The 16359-nt window shown below is 69.8% G+C and carries 15 protein-coding genes; 4 read left to right on the top strand and 11 right to left on the bottom strand.

The window, feature by feature from the left end; genetic code table 11:
* Positions 1 to 14: 14 nt before the first annotated feature.
* From ACFQU4_RS02200 to ACFQU4_RS02190, 3 genes are all read right to left on the bottom strand, one after another.
* Entirely contained in the window at positions 15 to 1613 is a 1599-nt protein-coding gene (locus ACFQU4_RS02200) for an amidase family protein (protein WP_377486297.1), read from the bottom strand.
* Between the two features lie 143 nt (positions 1614 to 1756).
* The gene (locus ACFQU4_RS02195; protein ID WP_377486294.1) at positions 1757 to 2707 is read right to left on the bottom strand and encodes a zinc-binding dehydrogenase; all 951 of its coding nucleotides are present in this window, start codon (positions 2705 to 2707) and stop codon (positions 1757 to 1759) included.
* Positions 2708 to 2810: 103 nt separating this feature from the next.
* Positions 2811 to 3380 carry a TetR/AcrR family transcriptional regulator gene (locus tag ACFQU4_RS02190; RefSeq protein WP_377486291.1) on the bottom strand — a complete coding sequence of 190 codons (570 nt, stop codon included), beginning with the start codon at positions 3378 to 3380 and terminating at the stop codon, positions 2811 to 2813.
* Between the two features lie 212 nt (positions 3381 to 3592).
* Between ACFQU4_RS02190 and ACFQU4_RS02185 the strand changes: the two genes are divergently transcribed.
* Positions 3593 to 4273, top strand: a complete 681-nt coding sequence (locus ACFQU4_RS02185) for a hypothetical protein (protein WP_377486288.1) — start codon at positions 3593 to 3595, stop codon at positions 4271 to 4273.
* On the opposite strand, the gene ACFQU4_RS02180 is transcribed toward ACFQU4_RS02185, so the two are convergent.
* The 5 genes from ACFQU4_RS02180 to ACFQU4_RS02160 are packed head-to-tail and all read right to left on the bottom strand — an operon-like array spanning position 4233 to position 9726.
* Positions 4233 to 5753, bottom strand: coding sequence for a family 43 glycosylhydrolase (locus tag ACFQU4_RS02180; RefSeq protein WP_377486285.1), 1521 nt, complete (start codon positions 5751 to 5753; stop codon positions 4233 to 4235). The genes ACFQU4_RS02185 and ACFQU4_RS02180 overlap by 41 nt on opposite strands.
* Positions 5750 to 6580 carry a PmoA family protein gene (locus tag ACFQU4_RS02175; protein WP_377486282.1) on the bottom strand — a complete coding sequence of 277 codons (831 nt, stop codon included), beginning with the start codon at positions 6578 to 6580 and terminating at the stop codon, positions 5750 to 5752. The genes ACFQU4_RS02180 and ACFQU4_RS02175 overlap by 4 nt, the downstream gene beginning before the upstream one ends.
* The gene (locus ACFQU4_RS02170) at positions 6577 to 7485 is read right to left on the bottom strand and encodes a carbohydrate ABC transporter permease (protein WP_377486279.1); all 909 of its coding nucleotides are present in this window, start codon (positions 7483 to 7485) and stop codon (positions 6577 to 6579) included. Before ACFQU4_RS02170 ends, ACFQU4_RS02175 begins: the two co-directional genes overlap by 4 nt.
* A 7-nt stretch (positions 7486 to 7492) precedes the next feature.
* Positions 7493 to 8398, bottom strand: a complete 906-nt coding sequence (locus ACFQU4_RS02165) for a carbohydrate ABC transporter permease (protein ID WP_377486276.1) — start codon at positions 8396 to 8398, stop codon at positions 7493 to 7495.
* A complete protein-coding gene (locus ACFQU4_RS02160) occupies positions 8395 to 9726 on the bottom strand; it encodes an ABC transporter substrate-binding protein (protein WP_377486273.1) in 1332 nt (443 codons plus the stop codon). Before ACFQU4_RS02160 ends, ACFQU4_RS02165 begins: the two co-directional genes overlap by 4 nt.
* 134 nt (positions 9727 to 9860) lie before the next feature.
* Between ACFQU4_RS02160 and ACFQU4_RS02155 the strand changes: the two genes are divergently transcribed.
* Positions 9861 to 10880, top strand: coding sequence for a LacI family DNA-binding transcriptional regulator (locus ACFQU4_RS02155; protein WP_377486271.1), 1020 nt, complete (start codon positions 9861 to 9863; stop codon positions 10878 to 10880).
* 112 nt (positions 10881 to 10992) lie between these two features.
* Here the strand turns inward: ACFQU4_RS02155 and ACFQU4_RS02150 are convergent, their stop codons facing one another.
* Positions 10993 to 11880, bottom strand: coding sequence for an aminoglycoside phosphotransferase family protein (locus ACFQU4_RS02150; protein ID WP_377486268.1), 888 nt, complete (start codon positions 11878 to 11880; stop codon positions 10993 to 10995).
* 288 nt (positions 11881 to 12168) lie between these two features.
* On the opposite strand from ACFQU4_RS02150, the gene ACFQU4_RS02145 reads away from it, so the two are divergent.
* Together ACFQU4_RS02145 and gluQRS are read left to right on the top strand one after the other, a co-directional pair.
* The gene (locus ACFQU4_RS02145; protein WP_377486265.1) at positions 12169 to 12816 is read left to right on the top strand and encodes a hypothetical protein; all 648 of its coding nucleotides are present in this window, start codon (positions 12169 to 12171) and stop codon (positions 12814 to 12816) included.
* Positions 12817 to 12943: 127 nt separating this feature from the next.
* Positions 12944 to 13837 (top strand): tRNA glutamyl-Q(34) synthetase GluQRS, encoded by an 894-nt coding sequence (gene gluQRS, locus ACFQU4_RS02140; protein WP_377486262.1) that lies wholly within the window; start codon positions 12944 to 12946, stop codon positions 13835 to 13837.
* Here gluQRS and ACFQU4_RS02135 read toward each other — a convergent pair.
* Complete coding sequence (locus tag ACFQU4_RS02135; protein ID WP_377486259.1) at positions 13818 to 14831, bottom strand: FKBP-type peptidyl-prolyl cis-trans isomerase; 1014 nt, start codon at positions 14829 to 14831, stop codon at positions 13818 to 13820. The genes gluQRS and ACFQU4_RS02135 overlap by 20 nt on opposite strands.
* Before the next feature lie 157 nt (positions 14832 to 14988).
* A complete protein-coding gene (pafA, locus tag ACFQU4_RS02130; protein ID WP_377486256.1) occupies positions 14989 to 16359 on the bottom strand; it encodes a Pup--protein ligase in 1371 nt (456 codons plus the stop codon).

Below are 16359 nucleotides of genomic sequence, written 5' to 3'. Positions count from 1 at the left end.
GTGCGGGGTGATGATCAATTCAGCGCGATGTGGTCGGCGAACGACACCGACTGGGTGTACGCCTGAGCCGCGCGCAGCAGCAGGTCGTCGGAGAACATCGGCCCGACCAGCTGCAGGCTCACCGGCAGGCCGTCCCGCTTCGCCGTCGGTACGGCCAGCGCCGGATGGCCGGTGAAGTTGAACGGCCGGGTGTTCGCGACCGCGTTGAAGGCGACCGATCCGGTCAGCGCGGCGCGCAGCGCCTCCAGCCGGTCCGGGATCGGTTGATAGCGGGGCGCCTGCGTAGGTGTGGTCGGCATCGCCAGCAGGTCGACCTCGGCGAACGCCGCGTCATAGGCGTCGATGAAGAAGCGCCGGCTGTTCTGCGCCCGGGCGTAGACCCGGCCGCCGTGCTGCTGCCGGACATAGCTGCCGGCCAACAGGGTCAGCAACGCCCGCGGGTCCAGCAGGTCCTGATGATCTTGCCAGAGCCGGGTGATCGCGACGATCGTCGACTCCGGGTAGTATGTGCGGGTGAACGCGCCGTAGAAGCCGGAGCCGCGGACGGCCAGCGCCCCCTCGGCGGACATCGCCTGCTGGGCCAGCCCGATCGTCGCGTGCTGCGGCACCGAGATCTCGGTGATCTTGGCCCCAAGATCGGCCAGCCGGTCGATCGCCTGCTGCACCGAGTCCTTGACGGCGTCGGTCGCGTCCGCGAAGCCCTCGGTGAGGATGCCGATCCGCAGCCCCTCGACACCGTCGTCGAGCCGGCTGGTCGCGTCGTAGAAGTCGGGCACGTCCTTGGTCTGCCGGGGATCGAGGCCGTCGTACCCGGCGGTCGCCTGCAGCGCCAGCGCGCAGTCGGCGACGGTCCGGGTCATCGGCCCGGTGTAGTCGATGCTCTGGTCGGAACCGAAGCCGATGCCGAAGTGGGAGACCAGCCCGAAGGTCGGCTTGAGCCCGACGGTGCCGGACCAGGACGCCGGGATCCGGATCGAGCCGCCCTGGTCGCCGCCGAACGAGATGTCGACCTCGCCCAGGGCCAGCGCGACCGCGGAGCCGGACGACGACCCGCCGCTGAGATGATCTTGGTGGTGCGGGTTGAGCGGCCGGCCGTAGTCGCCGACCCCGCCGCCGAAGCCGAAGCCGCCGGCCAGGCCGTTCATCACGTTCTTGCCGGTGATCACGCCGCCGGCCTCGAGCACCCGCTGCACCACGGTGGCGTCGAAGTCGGGCAGGTGCCCTTCCAGCGCGTACGCCCCGAAGCTCATCGGGATCCCGGCGACCGCGATGTGATCCTTGTAGCTCACCGTCTTGCCGGCCAGCGGGCCTTCCTCGGTGCCGTCGATCCGGCACTTCCAGGTCCAGGCGTTGTGGCTGTCCTCGGCCGGACCCGGCCGGTGGCCGGGATCGCGCGGACCGGGGTGGCGCGGCGGGACGGGCAGCCCTTCGCGGCTCTGCACGAAGCCGTCGAAGTCCTCGAGCTGGGTGGCCAACTGCTCGGCGTAGATCGCGGCCTCGTCGGTGGTCAGTTCGACCCCCAACTCCCCCGCTGCGGCCTGGATGTCGGTGACGCCGGGAACTCGGAACATCCCGTCCTCCTCCTGGTGGGTGATCGCTGACTCGAAGGTCACCCAGCGGAGTTACGCCCCGAACCCGCTCCGGTTAGCACCGTGTTAAGCGACCCTCGGCGGTCGCCGACATAATCTTGACCAGGCACGATGCCGTACACCCCGGAGCGCTCCGCCACCCCAACGCGCGGCCGGCGCCGCTCGGCTCAGGGCCGGAGCACGGTCTTGCCCACGGTGGTCCGGGCCTCGACCGCGGCGTGCGCGGCAGCCGCGTCGGCCAGCGCGAAGGAGTCGCCGACGGTCGGATTGATCAACCGGGCCTCGAGGTGTTTCAGGGCCCGCGCCGGCCGTTCCCGCCAGTCCGCCGGATCGGGCTGGAAGAGGCCGACCACGGTGACGTCGGGGTTCCCGGACGGCTCCGCGAAGTCGCCGCTCGCCGCCCCGTACCCGAGGAAGAGCCCGCCCGGCTTGATGATCTTGTACGCCGCTCGCCCAAGATCACCGCCGACGCCGTCGAACACGACGTCCACCGGACCGACCCGGTCGGCCCAGCCGGGCTCGGAGTAGTCGACCGCCTCGGCCGCACCCAGCTCGCCGACCCGGGCCAGCTTCGCGTGACCGCGGACGGCACCGATCACGGTGGCACCGGCGGCCGCCGCCAACGGCACCAGCCAGTGGCCGAGGCTGCCGGCCGCCGCGGTGATCAACACCCGCCGGCCGGAGCCGAGCGCGGCCCGGTCCAGCTGGGCCAGCGCCGTCGCCCCGTCGTGCAGCGCGGCCAGCGCAACCGCCGGATCGAGCTCGCCCGGGATCGGGAACACCTCGGTCTCCGGGACGGCCACCCGCTCCGCGTACCCGCCGCCGCGGTAGGTCCCGACCGACCCGGTCCCGGCGATCACCCGCCGCCCGACCAGCCCCGGGTCGACGCCGGCTCCGACCGCACCGACCACCCCGGCCACTCCGGCGCCCGGCACGAACGGCGGCTCGACCTTGAAGTACTCCTTGCCCCACCCGCTGCGCAGCTGGGTGTCCAGGAACAACACCTCGGCCGCCTCGACCTCGATGATCAACTCACCCGGCCCGGCCGTCACCTCCGCCACGTCAACCGCCCGGAGCACCTCCGGCCCGCCGAACTCGGTCACCACTGCTGCACGCATGACATTCCTCACTGTCGCGAATCGCTGAGGCTGTCCAGGCTAGGAGTTGAAGTGAGGTTGAGCTCAAGCCAGGCGAGGCGGAACCACGATGAACATCACCGGCTCAGCCGGCGACGGACCGGACGACCAGGGCGACGAGCTCGTCGGTGGATCCCTCGTCGGCGAGCACGCCGGGCAAGGAGAGCTGCTCGATGATCAAGCCCGCCAGCGCCACGTAGAGCACGATCACGGTGCTGCGATCGCCGGGCATCCCGGACGCCGCGTGACCGGCGACGTTGGCGGCGAGGTCCTCCCGGACCCGCTCGGTGAACATCTGCTGCAGGACCGGCCGCCGGGTGGCCTCCAGCCGGAGCTCGAGCATCGCCAGATAGACCGACCGGCGCTCGATCAGCCGGGCCACCACGCCCTGCATCACCATGATCAACTCGTCCAGGGTGGACGCCGAGGCGGCCCGCTCGAGTTCGTCCGGATCGGGCGCGAACCGGACGTAGAGATGGGCCGCCACCTGGGTCAGCAGTTCGTCCCGGCTGGTGAAGTAGTTCGACGTGGTGCCGAGCGGCACCGAGGCCAGGCCGTCGACCATGCGGAAGGTGAGCCCGCGCGCGCCCTCGTCGGCGAGCGCCTCGATCGCGGCGTCGAGCAGGGCGGTCCGGCGCCCCGGGTTGCTGACCATGAATCCTCCTCCGGCAGTGAACCACTACGTTTGAAGTACCTTACCGCCCCTGACGAATGTCACGGTTCCCGGTTACGGCCGCTACGTACGACGGCGTACGGAACAGCGCGAGCCGACGCAGCCCGGAAGCCGCCCTCCGGCGGACGACAGCGCAGCCCGCCGCGACCAGGCTGAATCCCAACAGAACAACGAGATCCACAAGGAGCAACCTCATGTCGAACACCGTCGTCAACAGCGCCGGCGCGGGACTGGTCCGGGCGGTGCCGGCCCTGGTCGGCGCGGCAGGTTTCGCGCTGGTCTATCTGGTGTCCGGATCGATCAGTTCCGCCTTCGCCTCCAGTCCGGCGCCGCAGCCGAACGTCAGCGGCGAGGAGACCCGGGCCTGGTTGATCGAGAACGCCACCGCGAGCGCGGTCCAGGCCGTGCTGATGCTCGTGTCGGTCGCTTTCCTGGCCCTGTTCGTGGGCGCGGTCGCCGCGATCACCCGGTCGGCCGACGGCCCGGCCCGGCGCTGGGCGATCGCCGCCGGCACGGCAGCAGTCGCGAGCATGATCATCTCGGCCGTGCTGTCGCTGCTGGTCGGCGGGCTCGCCGCCGGCCTCACCCCGGACGCGGTCGTCGCTCTCCGTACCGCCAACTTCATCGCCGGCGGCACCGCCCACGTCGCCCTGTTCGGCCTGTTCGCCCTGGCGGCGTCCAGGATCCCGGGGATGTCGAGGCCGGTCCGGATCTTCGCGATCGTCGTCGCGGTGATCGCGGTCGGGTCGCTGGCCTCGCTGGCGATCTACTACGCGTCGATCCTGATCCTCGCCGGGCGGCTGCTCGGGATGGTCTGGTGCGTCTTCGCCGCGATCAGCCTGGCCCGCCGGCTGAAGCAGTTCCCGCCGGCCTGAGCCGGTGGCTGAAGGCGGCGAACGCGGCCGTGCCGGTCGGCTCGGTGCCGAACGGCGCGGTCGCGAACAGGCCGAGTTCGGCGCCGATCCAGCGGCCCGGAACGGCCTGGAAGGACGTGTCCAGCGGGACCCAGGACCCGGTGTCGGTACGGAAGCCGTACCGGCACCGGGCTTCCGCATCCCAGTCCACCTGCAACTCGATCGACGCCGAAGCAGGCTGCGGCTCGACGAGCGACTCCTCGATCGGGCTCGCACCGCCGGTCCGGCAGACCAGCCGCGGCCCGTCCTCGGTCAGCTCCAGGCCGATCCAGGCGTACGTCTCGCCGAGCACGACCAGACCGGCCCGGGTGCCGACCGGTCCGGCCAGGTCCAGCCGCACGGTCACGGTGCCGGGTCCGCCGGGCAGGGTCTGGCCGAGCACCCGCGGCAGGTGCCGCAGATTGCCCGGGTCGTCGCCGTACGCCGGCAGCCGGAGCAGCCCGTCGCCGCGCAGGTCGGCCCAGTCGGCGGCCGGGTTGCCCTGCCAGTGCCAGAGCGGCCCGAGCCGTGAGCGGTCGAACGCATCGGACCGGGCCAGGCCGTCCACGCCCGCCGTCGCGACCTCCGGGACCGGATGCTCGCGCACCGGTTCGCCGGCCCGGCCCAGCTCCGGCCAGCCGTCGGCCCGCCACCGCAGCGGCTGCAGGTGCACCACCCGCCCGTACGGCCCGCGATCGGAGAAGTGGACGAACCAGTCCTCCCCGTCCGGCGTGTCCACCCAGGCCCCCTGGTGCGGCCCGTTGATGTCGGTGCCGCCCTGGGCGAGCACGATCCGTTCCTCGTACGGCCCCCAGATCGACCTGGACCGGAACACCGACTGCCAGCCGTCCGTCACGCCGCCGGCCGGCGCGAAGATCAAGTACCAGCCGTCGCGGCGGTAGAGCTTCGGCCCCTCCAGCGTCCGGTACCCGTCCAGCCGGTCACCGTCGATCACGGTCCGGCTCGGGCCGAGCAGCCGGGTGCCGTCCGGGCTGATCGGGCAGAGCGAGATCCGGTTGTTCACCCCGGCTCGGCTGGCCGCCCAGCCGTGCACCAGGTACGCCTGCCCGTCCTCGTCCCAGAACGGGCAGGGATCGATCAGGCCGCGGCCGGGATAGAGCAACTGCGGCTCCGACCAGGGACCCTCCGCCCGCTCGGCGGTGATCATGAAGATGCCGTGGTCCGGATCGGGATAGCAGATCCAGAACCGGCCGTCGTGATGCCGCAACGCCGGTGCCCAGACTCCCCCGCCGTGCCGCGGCAGCCGGTAATGATCATGCGGCGGTACGGCAGCGAGGGCGTGCCCGACCGGCCGCCAGTTGATCAGGTCCGGCGACGCCAGCAACGGCAGCCCGGGCGCCCGGTTGAAGCTCGACGCCACCAGATAGAACGTGTCGCCGACCCGGATCACGTCCGGGTCCGGCCAGTCCGCGTCCAGGATCGGGTTCCGGTACGTGATCATGAACCGGCCCGGACCAGTCGGCCGGTGAGCAGTTCCGGGTCGGTGTGCCAGCCGTCCAGGACGACGGCGCTGAGCCGGCACTCCAGCACCTCGCCGGCAGCCAGCTCGACGGCATCCGTCGACGCCAGGGCCGGGCAGCAGCCGACATAGCCGGAATCCCTGACGAACCAGGGATCCCGGCTGCCCGGCTCGGTCAGCACGACCGTCCCGGACCGGCCGTCCGGCGCCTCGTGCCGAACGGCGATCCAGGTCGCCCGGCGTTCGTGGATCGCCTCCGCGCCGTCGCCGAGCGGGCTGGTCACCTCGGTCCGCCCGGTGTCCGGGAACCGCCAGAAGATGCCGCCGTAGCCGGCGCCGGGCCGCCCGTTGACCGCCGACGACGCGATCCGCAGCGGCCGCTCGGCACGCAGTTCGCTGGCCCAGTCCAGGGCCCAGGACTCCTCGTCGAGCGGTCGTGCGGTGATCGTCCGCTGCTCGGTGATCACCACCGCCCCGGCCCGGTCCTGCCAGTCCAGCCGCTCCTCGATCGAGGTGTCGGTGGTCCGGACGGTCCGGCGGACCTGGCGGCCGTGGTTGTCCAGCGGCAGCGATCCCTTCCCGTGCCGGAAGGATCGGCCGCCCCAGTAGCTGTCGCCGTTGATGTCGGACAGGGCCAGCGAGACACCGAGGTGGTGCCGGTGATCGGCCGGCCGCTCGGCGGTCAGGGCGAGTCCGGAACGGGTCCGTACCGGATGCAGCCGGGGACGCGGCGCCAGGTCTGTTGGCAGGTCCTCGCCGGTGCGGTACTCGGCGACCGGCACGCCGTCGATGATCAAGGAAGCGGTCACTTCAGTCCCGTCGTCGCGATGCCCTTGACCAGGTACTTCTGGCCGGCGATGAAGAAGCCGATGATCGGCGCCAGCGAGACCACCGACATCGCGAACATCTGACCCCACGAGCTCTGCCCCTCCGAGTCGATGAACTGCCGCAGCGCCAGCGGCACCGTGTACAGCTCGGCGTCGGTCAGGTAGAGCAGTGGCGAGAAGAACTCGTTCCAGGTCGAGATGAAGGTGAAGATCGCCGTCGTCGCGAACGCCGGCGTGCAGAGCGGCACGATGATCCGCCAGAACGTCCGGAAGGAACCGCAGCCGTCCAGCCGCGCCGCGTCGTCCAGTTCGCGCGGCAGCGCCCGCATGAACTGCACCATCAGGAAGATGAAGAACGCGTTGCTGGCCAGGAAGTTCGGCACCACCAGCGGCAGGTACGTGTTCAGCCAGCCCAACTGGGAGAACAGGATGTACTGCGGGATCAGCAGCACGTGCCCGGGCAGCATCAGGGTGCCCAGCATCAGCGCGAAGAACAGCTTCCGGCCCGGGAACTCGAGCCGGGAGAATGCGTACGCCGCCATCGCGCAGGACAGCAGGTTGCCGACGATGGTCAGCACGGCGATGATCAGCGAGTTCACCAGGTAGAGGTCGAACGGGTACTCCAGCGCGGTCCAGCCGGCCAGATAGTTGTCGAACTGCCACTGGGTGGACAGCAGGCCGAGGTTGGTGAAGATCTCGGTGTCCGGCTTGAACGAGCTGGACAGCATCCACAGCAGCGGATACATCATCACCGCGCCGATCGCACAGAGCACCACGTGCCGGAAGAACCGGCTGGACCGGGTGCTGCCCAGCCGCTCGACGTGGGCCAGGTCGGTCTCCGGGCGCCGGGCCCGGGTTCGCGGTTCCTTCATCATGATCGCGGCCATGGCACGCTCAGCTCTCGTAGAAGACCCAGAACCGCTGGGCCAGGAAGTTGATGCCGGTGAACACGGCGACGATGATCAACAACAGCCACGCCATCGCGGAGGCGTAGCCCATGTCGAACTGGTTGAAGCCGCGGATGTAGAGATAGAGGTTGTAGAACAGGGTCGAGTTCGCCGGGCCACCGGACCCGTTGCTCATCACGTACCCCTGGGTGAAGGTCTGCAGCGAACCGATCATGGACAGCACCAGGTTGAAGAAGATGATCGGGCTGATCAGCGGCAGCGTGATCGACCGGAACTGGTGCCAGCGCGACGCCCCGTCCACGGCCGCCGCCTCGTAGTACATCAGCGGCACCTGACGCAGCCCGGCCAGGAAGATCACCATCGGCGCACCGAAGGTCCAGATGTTCAGCATGATCAGCACCGACAGGGCGGTCTGCGGGTCGGACACCCAGCTCGGGCCCTCGATACCGAACAGCCCGAGGAACGCGTTGACGATCCCGTTGGTGCCGAACACCTGCCGCCACAGCATGACGATCGCCACGCTGCCGCCGAGCAGCGACGGCAGGTAGAACACGGCGCGGTAGATCGGCAGCCCCCGGATCCCCTTGTTCAGCAGCAGCGCGACCACCAGGGCCGCGATCAGCGAGAGCGGCACGCTGACGAACGTGTAGACGAAGGTGACCACCAGCGACGACCGCAGCCGTTCGTCGTTGATCATGCCGACGAAGTTGTCCAGGCCGACCCAGCGCGGCGCGCTGAGCAGGTTGTAGTCGGTGAAGGACAGGTACAGCGAGGCCCCGAACGGGATGATCGTGAACAGCATCCCGGCGAACCACGGCAGCAGGAACACGTAGCCGGACCAGTCCCAGCGCCGGCGGCGGCGCCCCCTGATCATCATCGGGACCGCCGTCATGAGTTGTTGGCCTTGAGGATCTTGGCCGCGCCGTCGGTGAACTGCTTCGCCGCGTCGGCCGGCGCCACCCGGGCGAACATCACCTCGGTGGCCAGGTTGGCGATCAGGTCGGCGATCTCGGAGCCGCCGACCGGGTCCGGCCGGGACTCGGGCAGTTGCTCCTTGCTCAGCCCGGTGATGTAGTCGACCGACGTCTTGTCGTCCGGGTCCAGCGAGTCCGCGATGGCCTCGGCGACGGCTGAGCTGGCCGGGACGCCACGGGTCGGCCCGACCGCCTTGTTGCCCTCGACACTGTTGATCATGAAGTCGAGCAGCTTCAGCCCGCCGTCGATGTTCTTCGACTTCGTGCCGATCGACCAGTACATCGCGGTGTCGATCGACATCCCGCGCCGCTTCCCCTGCACCTCGCCCGGCATCCGGTTGAGCTGCAGATTTCCGCCGGCGGCCTGGTTGTTGGCCTTCATGTTGTTGGTCGGGATCACCTGCGAGGCGACCGTGCCGAGCGCCAGCGGCGACTGTTCCGCACCGCCGCCCAGCGACTCGATGAAGCCGGCCGGCGGCAGCGCACCGGTCTTGCGCTGCTCGACCGAAAGCGAGAACCAATCGGTCATCGTCGCGGTGGAGACGCCGAGGGTGTCGTCGGGGTTGTACAGCTCCTCGCCCGTCTGCCGGACGAACACCACCACGTTCTGCAGCGTCCCGAAGTCGATGTCGCCGCCGTACACCTTCTTGCCCGAGGCCTTGGTGATCGCCGCCGCCATCGCGAAGTAGTCGTCCCAGGACCAGGAGTCGCCGTCCGGGACCGACACCCCGTACTTCTCGGCGAGCGTCTTGTTGATCACGAACCCGACCGCGTTCAAGCCGGCCGGGATGCCGAACATCGCGTCACCGACGGTGCCGATCTTCTGAATCGTCTCCGGGACGTCCTCGACCTTCAGCACGTCCAGGTGCTCGCGCAGGTTCAGCAGCGCTCCGCGACCGGCGTACTCCCGCAGCGAGTCGCGCCGCTGAGCGAACACGTCGGGAACGTCGTTCGCGGCGAACCTGGTGGCCAGCTTGTCCGCGTACGGGCCGCTGTCCTGGTACTCGGTGCGCAGGGTCACCCCCGCGTTCTCCTTACTGAAGAGGTCGAGCATGGCCTGGGTGGACTTCGCCCGCGCCGCGTCACCCCACCAGACGAAGTTGATCTCGCTCGCCGTTGCCGCCGGGCTGCCACCGCCGCCGAACCGATTGCAGCCGGTCGCGGCCAGTGCCGCCGTCACGCCGGCACCCGCGGACAGCCCGAGCAGTGCCCGGCGGGACAACGCGTGCCTCAGTTCAGTCGTCATCGACCCGTTCCTCTCTCGTTGCCACCCGGGGCTCCCTCGCCTCGGTAACCGCTTTCTATAGAGCCCGCCGGAGCCGGGTCAAGGTCATGCAAATTCCACGGTGCAACCCGTACCCTTGCTGAGGTGATGGTCCGATGACGAAGCAGCGCCGGACCACGGCCGCGAGGGCGCAGCCGTCCGCCAAGCTGGAGACGATCGCCCGCCGCGCCGGGGTGTCCGTGTCCACCGTGTCCCGGGTGCTGAACGCCCGGTCCAACGTCTCGCCGGAGACCCGGCGACTGGTCCAGCCGCTGCTCGAGGCCGCCGGGTACGAGATCAAGCTGGTCGACCGGCGCACACCGCAGCTCGTCGACCTGGTCGTGCCGAACTTCAAGTCGCCGTACCTGGCCGCACTCTTCCGCGCACTCGACGAGGCGGCGGCACGGCGCGCGGTGTCGATCGTGCTGACCAACCGCGACGCCGGGGCGAACTGGCTGGCCCTGATCTCGCGGCGGCAGTCGCGCGGCGTGGTCCTCGCGGTGATCGACCTGGACGATCGCGAGGCGGCCTGGCTGGAGCAGAACGCGCTGCCGTACGTGCTGATCGACCCGGCCCACCGGCCGCAACCGGACACCCCGTGGATCACCGCCGATCATCGCGCCGCGGCCCGGACCGCGACCGAGCATCTGCTCGCGCTCGGGCATCGCCGGCTGGCCTTCGCCAGCTCGATCAGCGCGCTCGCCGGCGCCGAGCGAGAGATCGGTTTCCAGGAGCGCCTCGAACAGGCCGGACTGTCCCTCGGCCCGGTCGAACACTGCGACTCCTCCGCCGACGGCGCGGCCGCGGCGCTGCGTCGACTGCTGGACCGGCCCGAGCCGCCGACCGGGATCGTCGCCTCGCACGACGACCTGGCCACCCGGCTGATCGGCGCCGCCCTCGGCGCCGGCCTGCGGGTCCCCGGTCAGCTCAGCGTGGTCGGCTTCGACGACATCCCCGAGGCCGCCCGCTTCGTCCCGGCCGTGACCACCCTCGCCGCGCCCCTCGGCGCGATGGCCGAGCAGCTCCTCGACTACCTCCTGGAACCGACGTCGGACCGGCTCCGGGACCTGCAACAGGGCGTCCGCCTCCCGATGACCCTCCGCGTCCGCTCCAGCACCGGCCCGCCCGAGCCCTGACCACCCCCACCCCCACCCCCGCTGACCGGGCACAAAAGCAGGCGTTCTGGCGGCGCGTCGCTGCTGAAGTGCCCAGTCGATGCGTCGAGGTGCGAGAGCGGGCCGAGTGAGTTCAGTGGAGCTCCGCTACGGCAGCGAGCTTGCGGGTCAGTCCTCCGTCCCGGACCTCGGCGACCAGGAACCGGACCCACCGCGGGAGACGGGCGGCGTCGCCGGAGAACTGCGCGAGCGCGCCCAGCACGGCGAGCGGTGCGTCGATCACCTGCTCCTCGGTCGGGACCGGGCCGTAGCTCGCCAGAAAGGTCTCGCGGGCGGCCGGGCCGAGTTGGCCGGTGACGTTCCTGAGGTCGCCGGCCCGGGTGCCGATCCGCAGCAGTTCGAAGTCGATCATGATCGCCGCGCCGGGCACCAGCGCCAGGTTGGTCACGTGGAAGTCGTTGTGGACCAGGGTTTGCGGGAGCCGGCGGGCGGCCTCCAGCACCGGGTCCAGACTCTCGACCGCGCTGATCCAGGCCGGTTCATGATCAAGCCCGAGCCGCCGGCCGGTCCGCCGCAGGGCGTCCGGGGTCAGGTGTTCGTGCTCCCACGGCACGGCCCAGTTGCCCGGCGGCGCGCCGGCGTCGTGCAGCCGGCGGTACCAGGTTGCCAGCGCCGTGATCACGGCCGGGTCGGCAAGATCATCCTCGGTCGCCAGCCGCCTCGCGCCGGTCCCGCCCAGATCCTCGAGCAGCAGGGCCGAGCCGGTCGCCGCGACGACCTGGATCGTCGGCACGCCGAGGCGGGCCAGCAGCCGGTAGTTGGCGAGCTCCGGCGCGTCCTCGCCGCGCCACACCTTGAGCACGTACGTGCCGTGCCGATCATGGACCCGGCAGACCCGATGGTCCGGCCGGTCCCGGATCGGTTCCACCCGCGCACGATGATCGAGTCCGAACTCGGCCAGCACCCGCGGTTCGATCCCGGCCTCCTCCACGTGATCAGTATGGCATCGGAGTTTGATCATGAGAGCTTCCGGATACATGATCGTTTCGAGATACGTTGTCCTATCGTCTCGCCGACCCGGCGATCGGCGGTGAATGTTCGCGCCGACCATGGCGGACGGCTGGAGATCCTCCCTGGTTCGCGGCAAACGCTTGCTGCGCTCATGATCGGCTCAGTACGGTGATCTTGATCAGGCAGCCAGTGCCGCGGATCGCGCCGTCGCGATGCCCGGTGTTCTCGGCGTCTCCACAAGATCATCAGACGCCTCGTTCACCCTGCGCTGTTGCCGTGTTGAAGGAGAGAACCCCTGATGTCCTTACGGAAGATCCTCACCGCCGCGGTTGCAGCCGCTGCCGGCCTGGCCCTGGCGGTGGCCCCCACCGTCTCCGACGCGACCACGGGCAACGGTGCTCCGAACGGTCCGCACTACAACCTCAACATCATCGGCGTGGAGAACCCGAAGTCGGCGTCGATGGACGGCTCCAACCGCCACACGATCTTCGTTCCGTTGCAGGGGAACTGCCGGATCAACCTCGCCGAGGGCGCCTACAACGTCGCCGACGGCAACTGCTTCGACGGCGACGGGGCGAACTTCACGCTCCCGGATCCGGATCCGGACGGCGACGGAGTGACGGCGTACAGCGTGTATGCCCGGGCACTGGGCACGCCGGGCGGATCGGCCAAGGTGACCACCTGCTTCGACGAGAACGGTGAGACGTACTGCTCGACCGAGGTGTTGATGTTGGTCCGGAGCAAGGGGAAGTCGACGTTCCAGAACGTGTCGAAGGAACTGCTCAGCCTGTGCCTGGACACCAACGGCGACGGCACCTGTGACACCCGCGAGTTCCTGTTCGACCGCGATCTGGCCGACTACTTCTGGTCGTACGACAACAGCGGTCTCCGGCTCGCGCAGTTGCGCTTCTACGAGGTTCCCACCGACGTGGGCACCACTCCGTAACAACCCGCGACCGATCGGTCGGTGAGGCCGGGACGGATGGGGATGCCGTGCGGACGGGGCACGGCATCCCTGTCTGTTCCCCGTGCCCGGCAGCCGCCTCGCCACCGGGAGCACTACTGTCGTCCGGGTGTCCGCCGGTCGTTATGCCCCCAGCCCGACGGGCGAACTGCATCTGGGCAATCTCCGCACGGCGGTGCTGGCCTGGCTGTTCGCCCGGTCCACCGGGCGCCGGTTCCTGCTCCGGTTCGAGGACCTGGACGCGAGCCGGGTCCGGCCCGGGTACGCGGAGCAACAGGCGGATGATCTTGCCGCGCTGGGGATCACGTTCGACGGCGAGCCGGTGGTCCAGTCCGCCCGGCAGGAGCGCTACGCCGAGGCGCTGGCCGCCCTGCTGCCGTACACCTTCGAATGCTTCTGCACCCGCCGCGAGATCGCCGAGGCGGTCTCCGCGCCGCATGGGATGCCGGGCCGCTATCCGGGCACCTGCCGCGACCTCACCGACGCGGAACGCGCGGCCCGGCGCCGGGTCCGGGAACCGGCGATCCGGCTCCGCGGCGGCGGCTCCGAGGCTGCGACCGACCTGCTGCACGGCATGATCACCGGCGAGGTCGACGACGTGGTGTTGCGCCGCAACGACGGCGGTACGGCCTACCAGCTGGCGGTGGTGGTGGACGACGCCGACTCCGGGATCGACCAGGTGGTGCGCGGCGACGACCTGCTCGACGCGACCCCGGCCCAGGCCCGGATCGCCCGGCTGCTCGGCGTGCCGGTGCCGAGCTACGCCCACGTACCCCTGGCGCTGAACGCCGACGGCGTCCGGCTGGCGAAGCGGGACGGCGCGGTGACCCTGAGCGCCCTCGCCCGGCACGGACTGGGCGCCGCCGAGGTGCTGACCATGATCGCCGTCTCGCTCGACCTCGCCGCTCCCGGCGAGCCGGTCACCCTCGCGGAGCTGCTGACCCGGTTCGACCCGGCCCGGCTGCCCCCCGAGCCGTGGATCGTTACTGGCCTGCCTGGCTGAACAGCAGGTCCACGACGAGGACCAGGGTCTCGCCCTTCTCGATCTTGGGCTTGTCGTTGCCGTCCGGGTAACCCTGGTCCGGCGGGACGACCAGCAGCACCCGGCTGCCGACGGTCTTGCCGGCGAGGCCCTTGACCATGCCGGGCAGCAGCCCGGACAGCGCGGTGGTGGCCGGCTTGTCGCCGTACGTCTCCTCCAGCAGGCGCCCGTCCTTCCAGGCCACCCAGCGGTAGTTGATCGTCACCTGGTCGGTCTCGGCGATCTTCTTGCCGGTGCCCTCGATCAGGGTCTGGGACTGGAGCTTCTTCGGCGGATCCGACTTCGGGATCGTGATCTCCGGCTTGCCGCCCTTGTCGGCGACCGTCGGCAGGCCAGCGGCCGGCTTGACCGCCTTGCCCTCCGGGCCGGTCAGCGGGAGGTTCACGATGTCGACCACGAAGATCAACGTGTCGCCGACCTGGATGCTGCCGTCCTGGGTGCCGCCGGACGCGTCGTACCCGTCCTTGCCCGGCATCGCGATCAGGACCCGGCTGCCCTGCTTCTGGCCGACCAGGCCCTTCTTGAAGCCGGCGATCACCTGATCGACATCGAAGGCGATCGGCTTCCCGCTGCTGAACGACTCGTCGAACATCTTGCCGGTGCGGGCGTTGACGCCGTAGTAGCTGACCTCGACCGGTCCGGCCGCGGCGACCTTCGCACCCTTGCCCTCGACCAGCACCTTGGTCTGGGTCTCCGTGATCCCCCACGGAGCCTTGAACTCGACCTTGGGCTCCTTGCCGTACGCGCCGGAGGCCTTGAGCGCCGACAGGTCCTTGGACGGCTCGACCGGCTTCGGGGTCGGGCTGGCCGACGGGCTCGCCGAGGAACTCGGCACCGCGCTCGGCGTACCCGACGGGGTTGCCGTCGAGTTCGGATCCGAGGTTCCGCAGGCGGCCAGCGCGAGGACGGAGAGGGCCGCAACGGCGGCGAACGCAGACTTGGTCGAGAGACGCACCCGCAAACCCTACCCGGACTCGGTGTGGGCAACCTGTCAACCCACCCGGCAAGGCCCGCGCTGCGTACTTCCCCACAGTTTTTAGCGCTTTACGCGAGACATATCTGACGGGAAGCGACAGTTTTTCACGTAACGTGAAAAACTGCCGGGCCCGGATTCAGGGGCGGCGCATGGAGGCGATCAGGCGGTCGACGCGCTCGTCGACGGCGACGAACGGGTCCTTGCACAGGACGGTCCGCTGGGCCTGGTCGTTCAGCTTCAGGTGCACCCAGTCGACGGTGTAGTCGCTGCGGGACTGCTGGGCGGCGGCAATGAAGTCGCCGCGCAATCGGGCCCGGGTGGTCTGCGGCGGCACCGACTTGGCCCGGAAGATCCGCGGATCGGTGGTGACCCGGGCGACCGTGCCGCGGCGTTCCATCAGGGTGAAGATGCCGCGGTCCCGGCGGATGTCGTGGTACGCGAGGTCCAGCTGGGCGATCCGCGGGTCGGCCAGGTCGAGGCCGTGCTTGGCCGAGTAACGATCGAGCAACTTGTACTTGATCGCCCAGTCGATCTCGGTGTCGATCAGGGCCAGCTTGTCCTCGGCGACGGCCCGCAGCGTCCGCTCCCAGAGGTCGAGCACCAGGTCGATCGCCGGCGTGGCCAGCCCGTCCCGGCGTACGAACTCGGACACCTTCTCGAAGTACTCGTTCTGCAGTTCCAGCGCCGAGATCAGCCGACCGTTGGCGCACATCACCTTGGTCCGGCCGGTCTTGTCCCGGGCGATGTCGCGGATCGCCCGGATCGGGTTCTCCAGGGTGAAGTCGCGCATCCCGATCCCGGCCTCGATCAGCCGCAGCACGAGTTCCGTACTGCCGACCTTGAGCAGGGTCGTGGTCTCGCTCATGTTCGAGTCGCCGACGATCACGTGCAGCCGGCGGTAGCGCTCCGGATCGGCGTGCGGTTCGTCGCGGGTGTTGATGATCGGCCGGCTCCGGGTGGTCGCCGACGACACGCTCTCCCAGATGTGCTCGGCCCGCTGGCTGACGCTGTACTCGGCGCCGCGCGCGGTGTAGAGCACCTTCCCGGCGCCGCAGATCAGCTGCCGGGAGACCAGGAACGGCACCAGCACGTCGGTGATCTTGGAGAAGTCGCCGATCCGGGAGATCAGGTAGTTCTCGTGACAGCCGTAGGAGTTGCCGTGGCTGTCGGTGTTGTTCTTGAACAGGTAGATGTCGCCGGAGATGCCCTCGCTGAGCAGGCGCTGCTCGGCGTCGATGATCAGGTCCTCCAGGATCCGCATCCCGGCCGAGTCATGATCGATCAGCTGGATCAGGTCGTCGCACTCCGCGGTCGCGTACTCGGGATGGGAACCGACGTCGAGGTAGATCCGGGAACCGTTGCGCAGAAAGACATTGCTCGACCGGCCCCAGGTGACGACGCGCCGGAACAGATAGCGGGCCACCTCGTCCGGGGTCAGCCGCCGGGTTCCGCCGGAGGTGCAGGCCACGCCGTACTCGGTTTCCAGACCGAAGATCCTGCGATCCAT

The sequence above is a fragment of the Microlunatus sp. GCM10028923 genome (assembly GCF_042666975.1).
Classification (GTDB): Bacteria; Actinomycetota; Actinomycetes; order Propionibacteriales; family Propionibacteriaceae; genus Microlunatus.
Note: the sequence above shows the minus strand (reverse complement) of the source record. Positions and strands in the feature narration are given on the sequence as shown.

Coding starts and splice junctions, on each gene's coding strand:
- ACFQU4_RS02155 (WP_377486271.1), top strand. CDS start 9,861: ATGACGAAGCAGCGCCGGACCACGGCCGCGAGGGCGCAGCCGTCCGCC.
- ACFQU4_RS02170 (WP_377486279.1), bottom strand. CDS start 7,485: ATGGCCGCGATCATGATGAAGGAACCGCGAACCCGGGCCCGGCGCCCG.
- ACFQU4_RS02150 (WP_377486268.1), bottom strand. CDS start 11,880: ATGATCAAACTCCGATGCCATACTGATCACGTGGAGGAGGCCGGGATC.
- ACFQU4_RS02190 (WP_377486291.1), bottom strand. CDS start 3,380: ATGGTCAGCAACCCGGGGCGCCGGACCGCCCTGCTCGACGCCGCGATC.
- ACFQU4_RS02165 (WP_377486276.1), bottom strand. CDS start 8,398: ATGACGGCGGTCCCGATGATGATCAGGGGGCGCCGCCGCCGGCGCTGG.
- ACFQU4_RS02145 (WP_377486265.1), top strand. CDS start 12,169: ATGTCCTTACGGAAGATCCTCACCGCCGCGGTTGCAGCCGCTGCCGGC.
- ACFQU4_RS02195 (WP_377486294.1), bottom strand. CDS start 2,707: ATGCGTGCAGCAGTGGTGACCGAGTTCGGCGGGCCGGAGGTGCTCCGG.
- ACFQU4_RS02180 (WP_377486285.1), bottom strand. CDS start 5,753: ATGATCACGTACCGGAACCCGATCCTGGACGCGGACTGGCCGGACCCG.
- pafA (WP_377486256.1), bottom strand. CDS start 16,359: ATGGATCGCAGGATCTTCGGTCTGGAAACCGAGTACGGCGTGGCCTGC.
- ACFQU4_RS02160 (WP_377486273.1), bottom strand. CDS start 9,726: ATGACGACTGAACTGAGGCACGCGTTGTCCCGCCGGGCACTGCTCGGG.
- ACFQU4_RS02185 (WP_377486288.1), top strand. CDS start 3,593: ATGTCGAACACCGTCGTCAACAGCGCCGGCGCGGGACTGGTCCGGGCG.